Origin of the sequence: Herbaspirillum sp. NPDC087042 (assembly GCF_044745245.1) — a bacterium.
In the GTDB taxonomy this organism is placed as follows: domain Bacteria; phylum Pseudomonadota; class Gammaproteobacteria; order Burkholderiales; family Burkholderiaceae_D; genus Herbaspirillum.
In genome coordinates, this window is the sequence record NZ_JBIUZW010000001.1 from 13,968 (window position 1) to 29,661 (window position 15,694).

15 protein-coding genes are annotated in these 15,694 nt (G+C 63.4%); 11 read left to right on the forward strand and 4 right to left on the reverse strand.

Translation table 11 applies throughout. The annotated features are described in order from the left end of the window. The first annotated feature begins 16 nt into the window (after window positions 1-16). Both ACIPHN_RS00075 and ACIPHN_RS00080 read left to right on the forward strand, forming a co-directional pair. Complete coding sequence (locus ACIPHN_RS00075) at window positions 17-808, forward strand: TrmH family RNA methyltransferase (RefSeq protein WP_400430958.1); 792 nt, start codon at window positions 17-19, stop codon at window positions 806-808. A 9-nt stretch (window positions 809-817) separates the two neighbouring features. Further along, window positions 818-1,324 carry a DUF6314 family protein gene (locus ACIPHN_RS00080; RefSeq protein ID WP_400430961.1) on the forward strand — a complete coding sequence of 169 codons (507 nt, stop codon included), beginning with the start codon at window positions 818-820 and terminating at the stop codon, window positions 1,322-1,324. Here ACIPHN_RS00080 and ACIPHN_RS00085 read toward each other — a convergent pair. Further along, on the reverse strand, window positions 1,305-2,159 hold the full coding sequence (locus ACIPHN_RS00085) for a pyruvate, water dikinase regulatory protein (protein ID WP_198982120.1): 855 nt from the start codon (window positions 2,157-2,159) through the stop codon (window positions 1,305-1,307). The genes ACIPHN_RS00080 and ACIPHN_RS00085 overlap by 20 nt on opposite strands. 364 nt (window positions 2,160-2,523) lie before the next feature. Between ACIPHN_RS00085 and ppsA the strand changes: the two genes are divergently transcribed. The 4 genes from ppsA to ACIPHN_RS00105 all read left to right on the forward strand — a co-directional run bounded on the left by ppsA (window position 2,524) and on the right by ACIPHN_RS00105 (window position 7,732). After that, window positions 2,524-4,878 (forward strand): phosphoenolpyruvate synthase, encoded by a 2,355-nt coding sequence (ppsA, locus tag ACIPHN_RS00090; RefSeq protein WP_400430965.1) that lies wholly within the window; start codon window positions 2,524-2,526, stop codon window positions 4,876-4,878. A 161-nt stretch (window positions 4,879-5,039) separates the two neighbouring features. Then, window positions 5,040-5,474, forward strand: a complete 435-nt coding sequence (locus ACIPHN_RS00095; RefSeq protein WP_400430968.1) for an NfeD family protein — start codon at window positions 5,040-5,042, stop codon at window positions 5,472-5,474. Window positions 5,475-5,524: 50 nt separating this feature from the next. Further along, a complete protein-coding gene (locus tag ACIPHN_RS00100) occupies window positions 5,525-6,436 on the forward strand; it encodes an SPFH domain-containing protein (RefSeq protein ID WP_198982123.1) in 912 nt (303 codons plus the stop codon). A gap of 9 nt (window positions 6,437-6,445) precedes the next feature. Further along, window positions 6,446-7,732 carry a serine hydrolase domain-containing protein gene (locus ACIPHN_RS00105; protein ID WP_400430972.1) on the forward strand — a complete coding sequence of 429 codons (1,287 nt, stop codon included), beginning with the start codon at window positions 6,446-6,448 and terminating at the stop codon, window positions 7,730-7,732. Between the two features lie 123 nt (window positions 7,733-7,855). Here the strand turns inward: ACIPHN_RS00105 and ACIPHN_RS00110 are convergent, their stop codons facing one another. Then, complete coding sequence (locus tag ACIPHN_RS00110; RefSeq protein ID WP_400430975.1) at window positions 7,856-9,283, reverse strand: ATP-binding protein; 1,428 nt, start codon at window positions 9,281-9,283, stop codon at window positions 7,856-7,858. A 1-nt stretch (window position 9,284) separates the two neighbouring features. After that, window positions 9,285-9,974, reverse strand: coding sequence for a response regulator (locus ACIPHN_RS00115; RefSeq protein ID WP_400430978.1), 690 nt, complete (start codon window positions 9,972-9,974; stop codon window positions 9,285-9,287). 365 nt (window positions 9,975-10,339) lie between these two features. Between ACIPHN_RS00115 and ACIPHN_RS00120 the strand changes: the two genes are divergently transcribed. Together ACIPHN_RS00120 and ACIPHN_RS00125 are read left to right on the forward strand one after the other, a co-directional pair. Then, window positions 10,340-11,089, forward strand: coding sequence for a hypothetical protein (locus ACIPHN_RS00120; protein WP_400430981.1), 750 nt, complete (start codon window positions 10,340-10,342; stop codon window positions 11,087-11,089). Window positions 11,090-11,151: 62 nt separating this feature from the next. Further along, window positions 11,152-12,741, forward strand: coding sequence for a tetratricopeptide repeat protein (locus ACIPHN_RS00125; RefSeq protein WP_400430984.1), 1,590 nt, complete (start codon window positions 11,152-11,154; stop codon window positions 12,739-12,741). 51 nt (window positions 12,742-12,792) lie between these two features. Here ACIPHN_RS00125 and smpB read toward each other — a convergent pair whose 3' ends face one another. Next, entirely contained in the window at window positions 12,793-13,242 is a 450-nt protein-coding gene (gene smpB / locus ACIPHN_RS00130; RefSeq protein WP_400430987.1) for an SsrA-binding protein SmpB, read from the reverse strand. Window positions 13,243-13,309: 67 nt separating this feature from the next. Between smpB and ACIPHN_RS00135 the strand changes: the two genes are divergently transcribed. From ACIPHN_RS00135 to guaB, 3 genes are all read left to right on the forward strand, one after another. Next, entirely contained in the window at window positions 13,310-13,741 is a 432-nt protein-coding gene (locus ACIPHN_RS00135) for a type II toxin-antitoxin system RatA family toxin (RefSeq protein ID WP_400430990.1), read from the forward strand. Continuing rightward, window positions 13,734-14,036, forward strand: a complete 303-nt coding sequence (locus ACIPHN_RS00140) for an RnfH family protein (RefSeq protein WP_400430993.1) — start codon at window positions 13,734-13,736, stop codon at window positions 14,034-14,036. Before ACIPHN_RS00135 ends, ACIPHN_RS00140 begins: the two co-directional genes overlap by 8 nt. 130 nt (window positions 14,037-14,166) lie before the next feature. After that, a complete protein-coding gene (gene guaB / locus ACIPHN_RS00145) occupies window positions 14,167-15,636 on the forward strand; it encodes an IMP dehydrogenase (RefSeq protein ID WP_400430996.1) in 1,470 nt (489 codons plus the stop codon). Window positions 15,637-15,694 lie beyond the last annotated feature (58 nt).

The following is a 15,694-nucleotide window of genomic DNA, read 5'->3' on the forward strand; positions in this document are numbered from 1 at the left end:
ATCGGGGAGCCATGCGATGAAACTGATTACCTCCAAGGACAATGCGCTCTTCAAGGACCTGAAGCAGCTGGCCTCCAGCAGCCAGGCGCGTCGTCGCGCCGGCCAGAGCCTGCTCGATGGCGTGCATCTGGCCCAGGCCTGGCTGCAGCATCGCGGCGCGCCACAGGTGTGCGTGGTGGCCGAAAGTGCCCAGGTTCACCCTGAAGTCGCCGCTATCCTGATGCGCTGTGAAGAAGGACGGGCGCAATGCCTGGTGCTGGCCGACAAGCTGTATGACGCCGTCAGTACGGTCGAGAACGGTGTCGGCCTGTTCTTCCTGGTGGCAACGCCCGATCCGGTGGCGCCCAAGGCCCTGAAAGAGTCGGCTGTGCTGCTCGACGGCTTGCAGGATCCTGGCAATCTGGGCTCCATCCTGCGCAGTGCCGCCGCGGCCGGCGTGAGGCAGGTATTCTGCGCGCCTGGCACGGCCGCCGCGTGGTCGCCCAAGGTGCTGCGCGCCGGCATGGGCGCGCATTTCGTGCTGGATATCTTCGAGAATGTCGATCTGGTCGCCCTGTGCGCCAGCAGTCGCATCCCATTGCTGGCCACCAGCTCGCACGCGGCACAGACCCTGTATGAGTGCGACCTCTCCGGGCCTGTAGCCTGGCTGCTGGGGCATGAAGGGCAGGGCGTCTCTCCGGCCCTGCAGGACGCCGCGACCCAGGAAGTGGTCATCCCGCACCTGGGTGAGATGGAGTCGCTCAATGTGGCCGCCGCCGCCGCCGTCTGCCTGTTCGAACAGGTGCGCCAGCGCACTGCCGGTCGCTGAGGCGCGTCGATGGCTGGCTTTCCGCCCCTGGACATGCCGGATCTGGCCGCCTACTTCCGGGGGCAGTGGCAATTCACCCGCACCATCTGGGAAGGTGGCGAGGATGCCCAGGCCGAAGCGGCGGGCGAAGCGGTGTTTCGCGATGGTGAGCTGACCGGTCAGCTGATCTACCAGGAGCGTGGTCACTTGCGCATGCTGACGGCGCCGGGCATGCGTCCCATAGCCTTCAGCCGCCTGTTCGACTATCGTTTCGGCACGGATGTGCCGGCGCGCCTGCAGGTTTTGTTTGCCGATGGTGAGCGCACCGGTCAGCCCTATCAGGACTACCTGCTACGCGGCAACATGGTGGCGCCCGCCGCCGATCACCTGTGCGGACCGGATTGCTACAACGCCGCCTATACCCTCGATGGTGATGAAGGTTTCACCATGGAAACCTTCATCAATGGCCCCAAGAAGCGTACCCGGGTGCTGACCCGCTACCAGCGGCAGACGGACCTCAGCGCGTCTCCGGCTTGATCTCCTGCAGGATGGTGGCGGCGATTTCCTCGATCGACTTGGCGGTGGAGGACATCCAGCGTATGCCTTCCCGACGCATCATCTTTTCCGCCTCGTTGATTTCATAGCGGCAATTTTCCAGCGACGCATACTTGCTGCCCGGACGGCGCTCGTTGCGCACCTCCGAGAGCCGCTCGGCGGCGATGGTCAGGCCGAAGATCTTCTTCTTGTGCATCACCAGCCCGCTGGGCAGCTTGTCGCGCTCGAAATCCTCGGGGATGAGCGGGTAGTTGGCCGCCTTGATGCCGAACTGCATGGCCAGGTAGAGGCTGGTCGGGGTCTTGCCCGAGCGCGAGACGCCCACCAGGATCACGTCGGCTTCCGAGAGGTTCTTGTTGGACTGGCCGTCATCATGTGCCAGCGAGAAATTGATGGCCTCGATGCGGTTGCGGTATTCCTCCGAATCGGCGGTATTGTGGCTGCGACCGATGGTGTGAGTGGATTTCATCTCCAGCTCCTGCTCCAGCGGCTCCACGAAGGTCTGGAACAGGTCCATGTGCATGGCCTTGGACTGGCGGATCACCGCCGACAGCTCCGACTTGACCAGGGTGGAAAAGACGATGGGCAGCTTGCCGTCCACCTGGTAGGCCTCGTTGATCTTGCGGGTGGCATCGTAGGCCTTGTCGAGCGTATCGATGAAGGGCAGGCGCACTTGCTTGAAACGCAGTTCGAACTGGCTCAGTACGGAATGCCCGAAGGTCTCGGCAGTGATCCCGGTGCCGTCGGAGACGAAGAAGACGGTACGGTTGGCGGCCATCAGTGGCGCCGGGTGCGGGAGGGGGATGGGGTCGAGCATGGGCTGGTCTTTGGAGGAAGAGAAAAAAAGTTTGGTGCGACGAACAAAAATGATTTCACGCGGTACAATGCCTAGCAACAATTCGAGAAGTCCATCCTGATGACCGTCTTTCGTCCGCATATCCTGACCGAGTTCCTGACGATGTTTGCACTGGCAAACGTCCTCGGTGCCTGCGTGCGTCTGATGCTGTCTCTGGGCTTGCCCTCGAAGCCGCTACTGCTGCCGCAACCGTCGCAGAATAACAAAAATAAACCGACCCATGCCGCGCCCGCGAAGATTTCTTATCATCAAGCTAGGGGTTGTCATGTCCAACGCAGTAAACACCCAGGGGGCAGTATACGTAGCCTCCTTTGAAACTCTTCGCATGACGGACGTCGAGTCCGTCGGTGGCAAAAACGCATCGCTGGGTGAAATGATTTCCCAGTTGGCCGGCGCCGGTGTCCGCGTGCCGGGCGGTTTCGCCACGACTGCGCAAGCTTTCCGCGACTTCCTGGAGCACAGTGCCGACGGTGGCCCGACCCTGGCCGCCCGCATCGCCACGCGCCTGGAAGGTCTGGATATCGATGACGTGCGTTCGCTGGCCCAGGCCGGCGCCGAGATCCGTCAATGGATCATCGACACGCCATTCCAGCCGCGCCTGGATCAGGAGATCCGTGCCTTCTACGACAAGCTGGTGGCCGATTCGACCGCCGAGATGTCGTTTGCCGTGCGTTCGTCCGCGACCGCCGAAGACCTGCCCGACGCATCCTTTGCCGGTCAGCAGGAGACCTTCCTGAACGTGGTCGGCATCGACAACGTGCTCGAAGCGATGAAGCACGTCTTCGCTTCGCTCTACAACGACCGCGCCATCTCGTATCGCGTCCACAAGGGCTTCACCCACGCTGAAGTGGCGCTGTCGGCCGGCGTGCAACGCATGGTCCGCTCCGACGTCGGTGCGGCCGGCGTGATGTTCACCATCGATACCGAATCGGGCTTCAAGGATGTGGTCTTCATCACTTCCAGCTATGGCCTGGGCGAGACCGTGGTGCAGGGCGCCGTCAACCCGGACGAATACTACGTCCACAAGCCCATGCTGGAACTGGGCAAGCAGCCGGTGATCCGCCGCAACCTGGGTTCCAAGCTGATCAAGATGGAATTCACCGGTGAAGCCAAGGCTGGCCGCTCGGTCAAGACCGTGGATGTGCCGGTGGAACTGCGCAACCGTTATTCCCTGACCGACGCCGAAGTGGTGGAACTGGCCAAGTACGCCACCATCATCGAGAAGCACTACCAGCGTCCGATGGATATCGAATGGGGTAAGGACGGTCGTGACGGCAAGCTGTACATCCTGCAGGCCCGTCCGGAAACCGTGAAGTCGCAGCAGAAGGCCACCGACGCCCAGCAGCGCTTCAAGCTGAAGAGCTCCGGCACCGTGCTGGCCACTGGCCGTGCGATCGGCCAGAAGATCGGCGCCGGTCCGGTGCGCGTCATCAGCGACCCGGCCGAAATGGAACGCGTGCAGCCCGGCGACGTGCTGGTGGCCGACATGACCGACCCCAACTGGGAACCGGTGATGAAGCGTGCCTCGGCCATCGTCACCAACCGTGGCGGTCGTACCTGCCACGCGGCCATCATCGCCCGTGAACTGGGTGTGCCGGCCGTGGTCGGTTGCGGCGACGCCACCGACGTGTTGAAGGATGGCACCCTGGTGACGGTCTCCTGCGCCGAAGGCGACGAAGGCAAGATCTACGACGGCCTGCTGGAAACCGAAGTGACCGAAGTGGCCCGTGGCGAACTGCCGCCGATCCCGCTGAAGGTGATGATGAACGTGGGCAACCCGCAGCTGGCCTTCGACTTCCAGTCGATCCCCAATGGCGGTGTGGGCCTGGCGCGTCTGGAATTCATCATCAACAACAACATCGGTGTGCACCCCAAGGCGATCCTGGAATACCCGAACATCGACGCCGACCTGAAGAAGGCCGTGGAATCGGTGGCCCGTGGTCACGCCTCGCCCAAGGCCTTCTACGTCGACAAGCTGGCCGAAGGCATCGCCACCATCGCTGCGGCCTTCTGGCCCAAGCCGGTGATCGTGCGCCTGTCGGACTTCAAGTCCAACGAGTACAAGAAGCTGATCGGCGGTTCGCGCTACGAGCCGGACGAAGAAAACCCGATGCTGGGCTTCCGTGGCGCCGCGCGCTACCTGGCCCACGACTTCGCCGAAGCCTTCCAGATGGAATGCCAGGCCATGAAGCGTGTGCGTGAAGACATGGGCCTGACCAACGTCGAGGTGATGGTGCCCTTCGTGCGTACCCTGGGCCAGGCCGAGAAGGTCATCGGCCTGCTGGGCAAGTATGGTCTGAAGCGTGGCGAGAACGGCCTGCGCGTCATCATGATGTGCGAAGTGCCGTCCAACGCCATCCTGGCCGAGCAGTTCCTGGAGCACTTCGATGGCTTCTCCATCGGTTCCAACGACCTGACCCAGCTGACCCTGGGCCTGGACCGCGATTCCGGCATGGAACTGCTGGCTGCCGACTTCGACGAACGCGATCCGGCGCTGCAGGCATTGCTGTCCAAGGTCATCGCTACCTGCCGTGAAAAGGGCAAGTACGTCGGCATCTGCGGTCAGGGTCCTTCGGACCACCCGGACTTCGCCGAATGGCTGATGGAGCAGGGCATCGAATCCATCTCGCTGAACCCGGACACGGTGATCGATACCTGGCAGCACCTGGCCAAGAAGTAATTCATCGCGGCAGCAAGTACTAGCCGCTGGACTGGCTGGATGACGAGGGCGCGGGCAGAAATGTCCGCGCCCTTGTTTTTGCGCCGGCAAGCTGGGTTAGACTTATGGGCGCCTGTCATCGATACTGAAGACGATGCAGGCATTTTTTTTGGGGATCACTCATGACGGATTGGGCCATCTGGCTGGTACTGGCCGGCGTATTGCTGGCGGCCGAACTGTTCACCGGCACCTTCTACCTGCTCATGATCGCGCTGGGCCTGGTGGCCGGTGGCGCGGCGGCATGGAGCGGTGCGCTGCTGGAATGGCAGCTGCTGGTGGCTGCCGTGGTCGGCGTGGCGGCGGTACTGGGCTTGCGGCGCAGCCGCTTCGGCCGGCTGCGCCAGGGCAGTGCCAATGACGATCCCAATCTCATCCTCGATATCGGCCACACCGTCGATGTAGCGGCCTGGCAGGAACAGGGCGAGCGCCATACCGCGCGCGTGCCTTACCGTGGCGCGCAGTGGGACGTGGAGCTGCTGCCTGGCCATCACCCCTTGCCGGGCAGCCATGTCATCCGCGAGATACGCGGCAGTCGCCTGTTCGTGGCGCCGCGCTGAATCACTATCCCTCTGTCACTATCCCTCTTCATCGTTCCAAGGAGAATCCCATGCTGGGCAGCGTTACCCTGGTCATTTTCTTCCTCGCCATCGTCTTCGTCGTGCAGACGGTCAAGGTGGTCCCGCAGCAGCACGCCTGGGTAGTGGAGCGCCTGGGCAAGTACCACGCCACGCTGGCGCCGGGCCTGAACATCGTGGTGCCCTTCATCGATCGCGTGGCCTACAAGCACATCCTCAAGGAAATCCCGCTGGATGTGCCACCCCAGGTCTGCATCACCAAGGACAACACGCAGCTGCAGGTCGACGGCATCCTGTATTTCCAGATCACCGATCCCATGCGCGCCTCCTACGGCTCGTCGAACTACATCGCGGCCATCACCCAGCTGGCGCAGACCACGCTGCGCTCGGTGATCGGCAAGATGGAGCTGGACAAGACCTTCGAGGAACGCGATCACATCAACACCGCCATCGTCAGCGCCATCGATGAATCGGCCGAGAACTGGGGCGTGAAGGTGTTGCGCTATGAAATCAAGGATCTGACACCCCCCAAGGAAATCCTGCATGCCATGCAGGCGCAGATCACCGCCGAGCGCGAGAAGCGCGCCCTGATCGCCGCCTCCGAAGGCCGCAAGCAGGAGCAGATCAACATCGCCACCGGCGAACGTGAAGCCGCCATTGCCCGCTCCGAAGGTGAGAAGCAGGCCTCGATCAATCGTGCCCAGGGCCAGGCAGCCGCCATCCTGGCGATTGCCGAAGCCAGTGCCGAGGCGATCCGCAAGACCGCCGCTGCCATCCAGCAGCCGGGTGGTACCGATGCCGTCAACCTGAAGGTAGCCGAGCAGTACGTGGACGCCTTCGGCAAGCTGGCCAAGACCAATAATTCCATCATTGTGCCGGCCAACCTGTCGGACATGGGGGGACTGATCGCCACGGCCCTGCAAGTGGTCAAGCAACAGAAATAGGGGATGCACTTGTCTTTTTCCCGTCGTTTTTTCCTTTCCACGCTCGCACGTACCACGGCGCTGCTGGCCACGACCGGCCTGCTGGTCACCAGACCCGCCAGCGCCCAGGAGATGCCCGATGCGGCGGCGCTGGCCGCACGGGTGGATGCCCGGATGGCGCAGTTGCTGGGCCAGTACCCGATCCCCGGCGCCAGCATCGCCATCGCCTACCAGGGCAAGCTGCTGTACCAGCGTGGTTACGGCATGGCCGTGACCGAATCGAACACGCCGGTCACGCCCGCCACGCGCATGCGTATCGGCAGCGTCTCCAAGGTCGTGACGGCCGTGGCCGTGCTGAAGCTGTTCGAGGACGAATTGCCGCAGGCGCTGGATCGCAAGGTCTTCGGCCCCGAGGGCCTGTTGCCTGACGCGGCCTATCCCGAGCTTGCCCAGCCGCTCGACCAGCGCGTACTCAGGATCAGCCTGCGCGACCTGCTGCAGCACACCAGTGGCTGGGGCGGTGACGACTACGATCCGCAATACGACCTGGTCAATATCGCCAAGGTACAGAAGGTGGCGGCCCCGGCCTCGGCGCGCGACGTGATCGCCTACATGGTGAAGCAGCGTATGCTGGATGCCGCGCCCGGCACCGAGTTCTTCTACAGCAATGTCGCCTACAACGTGCTGGGACGCATCATCGAGCACAAGTCCGGCGAGCCCTACGCGCAAGCAGTGCAGGAGCTGGTGCTGCAGCCCGCAGGCATCGAGGACGCGCTCATCGCCGGCGATGCCCGCCTGCAGCGCGCCGCCAATGAAACGGTCTACTACGACGATCCGCGCTGGCCGGCCGTGACCAGCCAGGATGGCAGCGGCAGCAAGGGCCCCGAATCCTACGCCGGGCTGCATTTTGCCAGCATGGATGCGACGGCTGGCTGGATCAGCACGGCCGCAGACCTGGTACGCCTGGCCGATGCCGCCCAGGGCCGCGGCGCGCCCGCCTTGCTCAAGCCCGCCACGGTGGCCTTGATGAAGGAGCACAAGCTGGCCATGACGGGTAACAACTACGGCCTGGGCTGGGTGGTCACCCGCGTGGGTGGCGTGGAGATCCTGTCGCACAGCGGTGCCCTGACCACCGGCACCTATGCCTACCTGCAGTCGCGCGCTGATGGCTGGTCGTGGGCGGTGTTGTTCAATCGCTTGCCGATTCCCTATCCGCCGGAGCAAGGCGTGAGCGAATTGCAGGCCTTCCAGGTGGCCGTGCAGCGCGGCCTGATGGGGGCCATCATCGCGACCGGAGAGAGCGCGGGCGAGCAGTAATCCTGCTCTTGCCGCCATGACCTCTGGGTGGCTGGGAAAATCAAAAGCCCCGTGCAGCGCAATGCTGCACGGGGCTTTTGTCTGGAAGGAGCCAGCCCGGAGGTGACGTCCTGCCGCGTGGGGTCAGCTTTCCAGCGTGGCACCCTTGGCCGGTTCATCGGCCATGAAGGGCAGGGTGATGTCCACCCGCAAGCCCCCATCCTTGCGATTGGCCGCCCGGATGAAGCCCTGGTGGGCTTCCACGATGCGCCTGGCGATCGACAGGCCCAGGCCATGACCGGCACTGTTGCTCTTGGTGCGACTGCTGCGGAAGAACAGTTCGAAGATGCTGTTCATCTCCTCCTCCGGGACGCCCGGCCCGCGATCGAGGATGGACAGGTGCAGCATCTTGTTGATCTCGTCGATCTGGGCCACGATCTGCACCGTGGTATCAGGCGCGGTGTGCTTGATGGCATTGCGCAGCACGTTCTCGATGGCACGGTAGAGCAGCTCAGGATTGCCCTTGATCTGGACCCGGCAATCGATATGGCTTTCGATGCGTTTGCCCAGGGTCTCGGCCTCGAAGCTGGCGTCGCTGGTCATCTCCCCCAGCATGGGCTGGATGGCGATGGGTTCTTCCATCGAGCCGGGGACATTGGCTTCCAGGCGCGAGAGCGTCAGCAGCTCGCCCACCAGCTTGTCCATGCGCACGCTTTCGCGTTCGATGCGTTCCAGGGTCAGGTCCAGCTTGTCCTTGTCCTGCACCCGCGCCAGGCCGATGGCCATCTGCAGGCGGGCGATCGGCGAGCGCAGCTCGTGCGACACGTCGTGCAGCAGGCGGCGCTGGCTCTCCATGAGCGTGCGCAGCTTGGTGGTCATGGCATCGAAGTCGCGGCCGAGGTCGGCCAGCTCGTCGCTGCGTGAGCTCATCACCGGTTCCAGTTCCAGGTCCAGGTTGCCGTTGGCGGCCTGGTTGAAGGCGTTCTTGAGGTGACGGATAGGATAGGAAAAATACCAGGCCAGCAGCAAGGCGAACACCAGACTGGCGACCATGGCCACGACAATGGGCATGGTCGGGAAGAACAGGGGCTGCGGACCACGCTCACGCATGTGGCGGGGTTCCCGTCCCCCCGGTCCGCCTGGACCCGGGGGCGGCCCGAATTCGTCGTTGGGGGCGGGGATGAACATCAGGTAACTGTGGCCATTGGCGGCCTTGACCAGTTCGACCACCCGGCGCTCGCTCTCGGTGGCCAGCACGTGACGGGCTTCCTCCACCAGCTTGGGCGGAACGTCGCGCCCCATGAGGTCCTTGTTTTCTTCATCGACCGCATACAATTGCAGGCGATGCGGACGGCCCTCGTTGATGAGGCTGCGCAAGGCCTCGGTGCCGCCGAATTGCAGGGTGGCAGCGGCCGAGCGGATCATGAACGAGGCCGGCGGGCTCAGGTCGATTTCCGAGGAGCGGTTGGTCCGCTCCAGGTTCTCGATCCAGAACAGCACGCCCACACCGAAGGTGGCGGTGATCTGGGCGATGGCGATGAAGAAGAAGAACTTCCAGAATAACCGACCCACTTTATTCCTTGATGAACTGATAGCCCAGTCGGTAGACGGTCTGGATGCAACTCTTGTCGCTGCCCAGTGCGGCGATCTTCTGGCGGATGCTGGAGAGGTGGACGTCGATATTGCGGTCGAAGCGCGCCAGCGGACGACCCAGGCCCTGTTCGGACAAGTGCTGCTTGCTGACCGGCTTGCCGGCATTGCGTGCCAGCACTTCGAGCAGGTTGAATTCGCTGCTGGTCAGTTCCAGCGGCTTGTTGTTCCAGGTGGCGCGGCGTTGTTCCGGCCACATCGACAGGGCGCCCACCGCCAGCGGCGAATAGGGCGATTGTTCGCTGTTCTCGGCCGAGGCGCGGCGCAGGATGGCGCGGATGCGGGCGGCGATCTCGCGCGGCGTGCAGGGCTTGGGGACGTAATCGTCGGCACCCAGCTCCAGGCCGATGATGCGGTCGGTGTCGTCGCCCTTGGCCGTCAGCATCACCACCGGCATGCTGCTCTTGGCACGGATGCGGCGCAGGGTGTCGACCCCGTTGAGGCGCGGCATCATCACGTCCAGCACGGCAATCGCGTACTGGCCGGTGAGCGCCTCGGTGGCACCTGCCTCACCATCGTAGGCGACATTGACTTCGAATTTTTCCTGCTCCAGGTATTCCTTGAGCATATCGACGAGTTCGACATCATCGTCGATCAAAAGCACTTTAGACATTGCTGCATTCCATTCTCGGGTTGCCCTGCATTCATGCCGCCGGGCGTCGGCAGTCGGTAATATGCCGTAAAAGGTTTTGCAGAAGTGTTTCAGACCATCTTTACATTTGCATCTTTACATTCATTTACCCACGTCGGGGCGAACATTTCAAGCCAAAGTTGTCCTTCGTTGCGCAGCACATCCGAAGATTTCTGGCAAGTAATTATTTTCTGTGTTGCTCCCCGCAAACCCGCGCCAGTAGCCGACTCCAACAAAAATTTACCAAGATTTACCACGCTGGAGCGAACTTAACATGCTGCGATATCCGATACTTGAAAAAGCAGGAGCCCGACTACGCCGCGCCATTCACAACAAGGGGGTCTATCATGTCCATCAGCAGCATTTCTTCCAGCAATTTCACGCTGGCCGACCTCTCGGGCCTGTCCGGCCTGAGCAGCACGACCAGCGCCAATTCCCAGTTTGACTTCCCGCCACCGCCACCGCCGCCACGCGGTGGTGGCGATGGCGGTGGCGGCCTGATCGGCGCCCTCAAGGATGTGCTGTCCTCGCTGGGCGTGTCGCTGGATTCGGTGTCCACCAGCGCCACCAGCACGACCTCGCTGACGTCGTCCGATTCCAGCACGACCAGCAACGTCGACTCGAAGCTGGATGCCTTCCTGCAGCAGTTGATGGCGACCCTGCAAGCGCAGGGCGCACAGGCGGCAACGTCGACAACGGCGACCAGTTCGTCGTCCTCGAGCTCGTCGTCCACCGCCAGCAACGACAATGACAGCGACGATACCAGCTCGACCTCGGCAGCCTCGTCCACCACGCCAAGCTCCTATACCCATGCCGGACATCCGCATCACCACGGTGGACGACTGGAGGCAGACCTGAAGAGCCTGATCTCGGAACTCTCCAGCAGCTCCAGCAGTACGGATTCCAGCGGCACCAGCAGTTCCACGTCGAGCTCCACCGACAGCTCGGTCAGCGCACTGCAATCGTCCTTCAGCAGCCTGCTCAGCTCGCTGGGTGCGTCGTCGAGCACGACCTCCCTGAGCAGCTTCCTGCAAGCCCTGCAAAGCAAGCTGGCCGATGGCAACACGACCGGCAACCTGGTCAATACGACTGCCTGATCTGGTGATCCGGTATTGACCCTGCGTGGGAGATGGCCGGTCAGCATGCTAAGCTGCCGGCCATGACTATTTCCGACCCCGCCATCCTGGCGCGATTGATGGGCCTGATGTGCGAGGCCATCGCCTTGCGCGGTGCCGGCCAGCCTGATGCGGCGCTCGCGGCGCTGGACCAGGCGCTGGCGCTGGACGAGCAATTCCTTCCGGTGCAGATGCAGCGCGCCGACCTGTTCGAGCAGGAAGGGCGCTGGGAAGCCGCTGTCGCGGCCTACGAAGCTTGCCTGGACATCGCCCCCGATTTCGACGACGCCCGCCGCGCGCATCGTCTTGCCTTGGCCAGCCTGGCCGATCACTGTCGCAGGCAGCTGGACGACGTCGGCCCGGGTTCGCAACAACAAGCCGATATCGCCCACACCCTGGCGCTGACCCTCTTCAAGCTGGATCAACCCGAGCAAGCGCTGGCACCGGCCGACCTGGCCTTGTCGCTGGCGCCCACGGCGCTGGCTGCGCAGGCCTTGCGCGCCGACATCCTGTTGCGGCTGAACCGGCACGAAGAGGCGCTGGATTGCTATCCAGCCGTGGAGCCGGCCGACGGCGACGCAGCCGCGCTGCACGCCTTCAACCGCGGCGACATCCTCTGGCGCATGGGCCAGGTCGAGGCGGCCCAGGCCAGCTTCGAGCGCGCCTTGCAGCTGCAACCCGATTTTGCCCAGGCGCGTGTTGGCCGCGCGCATTTGCTGTTGATGCAAGGCGAGTTCGGCCAGGGCTGGGTCGAGCATGAATCCCGCTTCCAGATCGCCGACCTGGCGCGCCGGTCGATACAGGCCGACAGCCCGCCCTGGCGGCCCGGCGATGCCTTGCAGGGCAAGCATGTCCTGCTCTGGGCGGAGCAGGGGCAGGGCGACACCCTGCAGTTCGCGCGTTACATCGCCGTGGTGGTGCAGCACGCTGCACGGGTGACGCTGTGTGCCCCGGCGGCGCTGCTGCCGTTGCTGGCGCAGTCCTTTCCCACGATCCATGGCGTGACCACAGCCGCCCAGGCCGGGCCGCATGATCTGCATGCCTCACTGATGAGTCTGCCCTGGCTGCTGGACCTGCCGGATCCCGGTCAAGGCCCGCAGCCACCTTACCTGCGCACGGACGCGTCGCGGGTGCAGGCCTGGCGCGCGCAACTGGATGCCATGCTGCCCGCACGCCGGCCCCGCATCGGCATCGCCTGGGCAGGGCGGCAATACGCCACCATCCACCATAGTCGCGACCTGCCGCTGGCCGAGCTGGCGCCGTTGCTGGACTTGCCGGCCGACTTCGTGAGCCTGCAGAAGGAAATTCCGGCATCCGACCTGGCCAGCCATGCGGCCCTCGGCCAGCGGCTGCATGCCGTGGAACTGGCCGACTGGGCCGATACCGCCGCCCTGATATGTGCGCTGGACCTGGTCATCAGTGTCGATACTGCCGTGGTACACCTGGCCGGCGCACTCGGCGGGCCCGCCTGGCTGCCACTGCGGCTGGAGGGCGAGTGGCGCTGGGGCCGGCAAGACAGCCGCAGCGACTGGTATCGGTCCCTGCAGTTGTTCCGCCAGCCGGTGCGGGGCCAGTGGGCGCCGGTGGTGCAGGCCATGGCGGCGGCCTGCCGCGCGCGGTTCACGCAGATGTGAGAACGGCTGCACGCGGCAGCCGTCGGGGTGGAACGTGTCGGGAAATGCCGGTCAGCGGCGGTGCTGCTTCATGGCCGCCTGGATCTCGCGCTGGCTGTCGCGCTGCTTTTCGGTCTCGCGCTTGTCGTGCTGCTTCTTGCCCTTGGCCAGGCCGATGTCGCATTTGACGCGGCCTTTGCTGTAGTGCAGGTTCAGCGGCACCAGCGTATAGCCGGAACGCTCCACCTTGCCGATCAGCTTGCTGATCTCGGCGGCATTGAGCAGCAGCTTGCGGGTACGCAAGGTTTCCGGATGGACGTGCGTGGAGGTGCTGGTCAGCGCACTGATGTGGCAGCCGAACAGGAACACCTCGCCGTTGCGCACGATCACATAGGCTTCCTTGAGCTGCACGCGGCCGGCCCGGATCGACTTGACTTCCCAACCTTGCAAGACGAGGCCTGCTTCGAAACGCTCTTCGATGAAATAATCGAAAAAGGCCTTTTTGTTATCAATAATGCTCATCTAATTAAAAATTCGTCTCGTCGGTTAAAATTGTGCCTTTGCGATTTTATCAAACGGATCACCCTCGATGGCAGTCGTACACAAAACCGTCCTGATCAACTATAGCGCGGAGCAGATGTTCAACCTGGTCGATCGGGTCGAGGATTATCCTGAATTCCTGCCCTGGTGCGGCGGCGTCGAGGTCGCCGAGCGCAGCGAGCATAGCCTGACAGCCAAGATCAAGATCAGCTATCACGGCCTGAGGCAATCCTTCAGTACCCAGAACAGCAATGAGCGTCCCACCAGCATGACCATGCGCCTGGTGGAAGGGCCGTTCAAGCATTTCGAGGGCCGCTGGCACTTCAAGGCCCTGCGCGAGGATGCCTGCAAGATCGAGTTCGACATGGAATACGAATTTTCCAGCCGCATCCTGGAGGGCGTCATCGGCCCGGTCTTCAGCATGATCGCCAACAGCTTCGTCGATTCCTTCTGCAAGCGCGCCGAGCAGATATATGGTTGAAGTAGCGCATTTGCAAGTGCAGATCTGCTACGCCGCGCCCGGTCTGCAGATCCTGAAAGACCTGGATGTCGCTCCCGGCTGCACCCTCCAGCAAGCCATCATCGCCAGCGGGCTGGCGCGCGAGCAGCCGGCCATCGACTTGTCGGTGTGCAAGGTCGGCATCTTCGGCAAGGTCAAGCCGCTGGAGACCGTCCTGCGTGACCGCGATCGCATCGAGATCTATCGGCCACTGATCGCCGATCCCAAGCAGTCGCGCCGTCGCCGCGCCATCCACAAGGAACAGTCGGCGGCCTGAGAGGCCGTCCCCTTGGCGGAGTTTCAATGAATCCAGCGTCTTTGCCACGCCTGGAGGGATAAACGCAACTAGAGCAAGACGCAAGCTGGGCTTTTCTGTATAATTCGCTTTTGCGCCTATAGGAAACACTATGCGTCTTCTCCAGAAAGCACTCACATTCGATGACGTGCTGCTCGTCCCGGCCTTCTCGGACATCCTCCCCAAAGATACCACCCTGTCTACGCGTCTGACGCGCAACATCTCGTTGAACATTCCGCTGGTCTCGGCGGCGATGGACACCGTGACCGAGGCACGCCTGGCTATTGCCATGGCGCAAGAGGGCGGCATCGGCATCATCCACAAGAACCTGACGCCCAAGGAACAGGCGCGCGAGGTTTCCAAGGTCAAGCGCTTCGAGTCCGGCGTGGTCCGTGACCCGATCACCATTCCCCCCACCATGAAGATCCGTGACGTGATCGCGCTGTCCAAGCAGCACGGCATTTCCGGCTTCCCGGTGGTCGAAGGCAAGGCACTGGTAGGTATCATCACCAACCGCGACCTGCGCTTCGAAGAAGAGCTGGACGCCGAAGTCCGCGCCAAGATGACCCCGCGCGACAAGCTGGTCTACGTCAAGGAAAACGGCTCCGGTGCCGACCCTGAAGAAGCCAAGCGCCTGATGAACAAGCACCGCCTGGAGCGCGTGATGGTCGTCAACGACGCCTTCGAGCTGCGTGGCCTGATCACCGTCAAGGACATCGAGAAGTCGACCGAACACCCCTTCGCCTGCAAGGACGAGCACGGCAAGCTGCGCGTGGGCGCGGCCGTCGGCGTGGGTCCGGACAATGACGAACGCATCGAGCTGCTGGTCGCCGCCGGCGTGGACGTGATCGTGGTCGACACCGCCCACGGCCACTCCGCTGGCGTGCTCAACCGCGTCAAGTGGGTCAAGACCAAGTTCCCGCACGTCGAAGTGATCGGTGGCAACATCGCTACCGCCGCCGCTGCCAAGGCACTGGTCGAGCATGGCGCTGACGCCGTCAAGGTCGGTATCGGCCCTGGCTCCATCTGCACCACCCGTATCGTTGCCGGCGTGGGCGTGCCGCAGATCTCCGCCATCGCCAACGTGGCCGAAGCCCTGAAGGGTACTGGCGTGCCGGTGATCGCCGATGGCGGTATCCGCTTCTCGGGCGACGTCGCCAAGGCGCTGGCCGCCGGCGCCTCGGCCGTGATGATGGGCAGCATGTTCGCCGGCACCGAAGAAGCGCCGGGCGAAGTGATCCTGTACCAGGGCCGCAGCTACAAGTCCTACCGTGGCATGGGTTCCCTGGGCGCGATGGCCGATGGTTCGGCTGACCGCTACTTCCAGGACGGCGACAACACCGCCGACAAGTTCGTGCCGGAAGGCATCGAAGGCCGCGTCGCCTACAAGGGCTCGGTGGTCGCCATCCTGTACCAGCTGGTGGGCGGCGTGCGCTCCTCCATGGGTTACTGCGGTTGCGGCACCATCGACGACTTCCGCGAACGCGCCGAATTTGTCGAGATCACCTCCGCCGGCATGCGTGAATCGCATGTCCACGACGTGCAGATCACCAAGGAAGCCCCGAACTACCGCGCCGAGTAATATCCGGTGCGGCCACAGCCCGACAGTCCACCGGCGTCACGCCAGGCTGTCGGGCTGT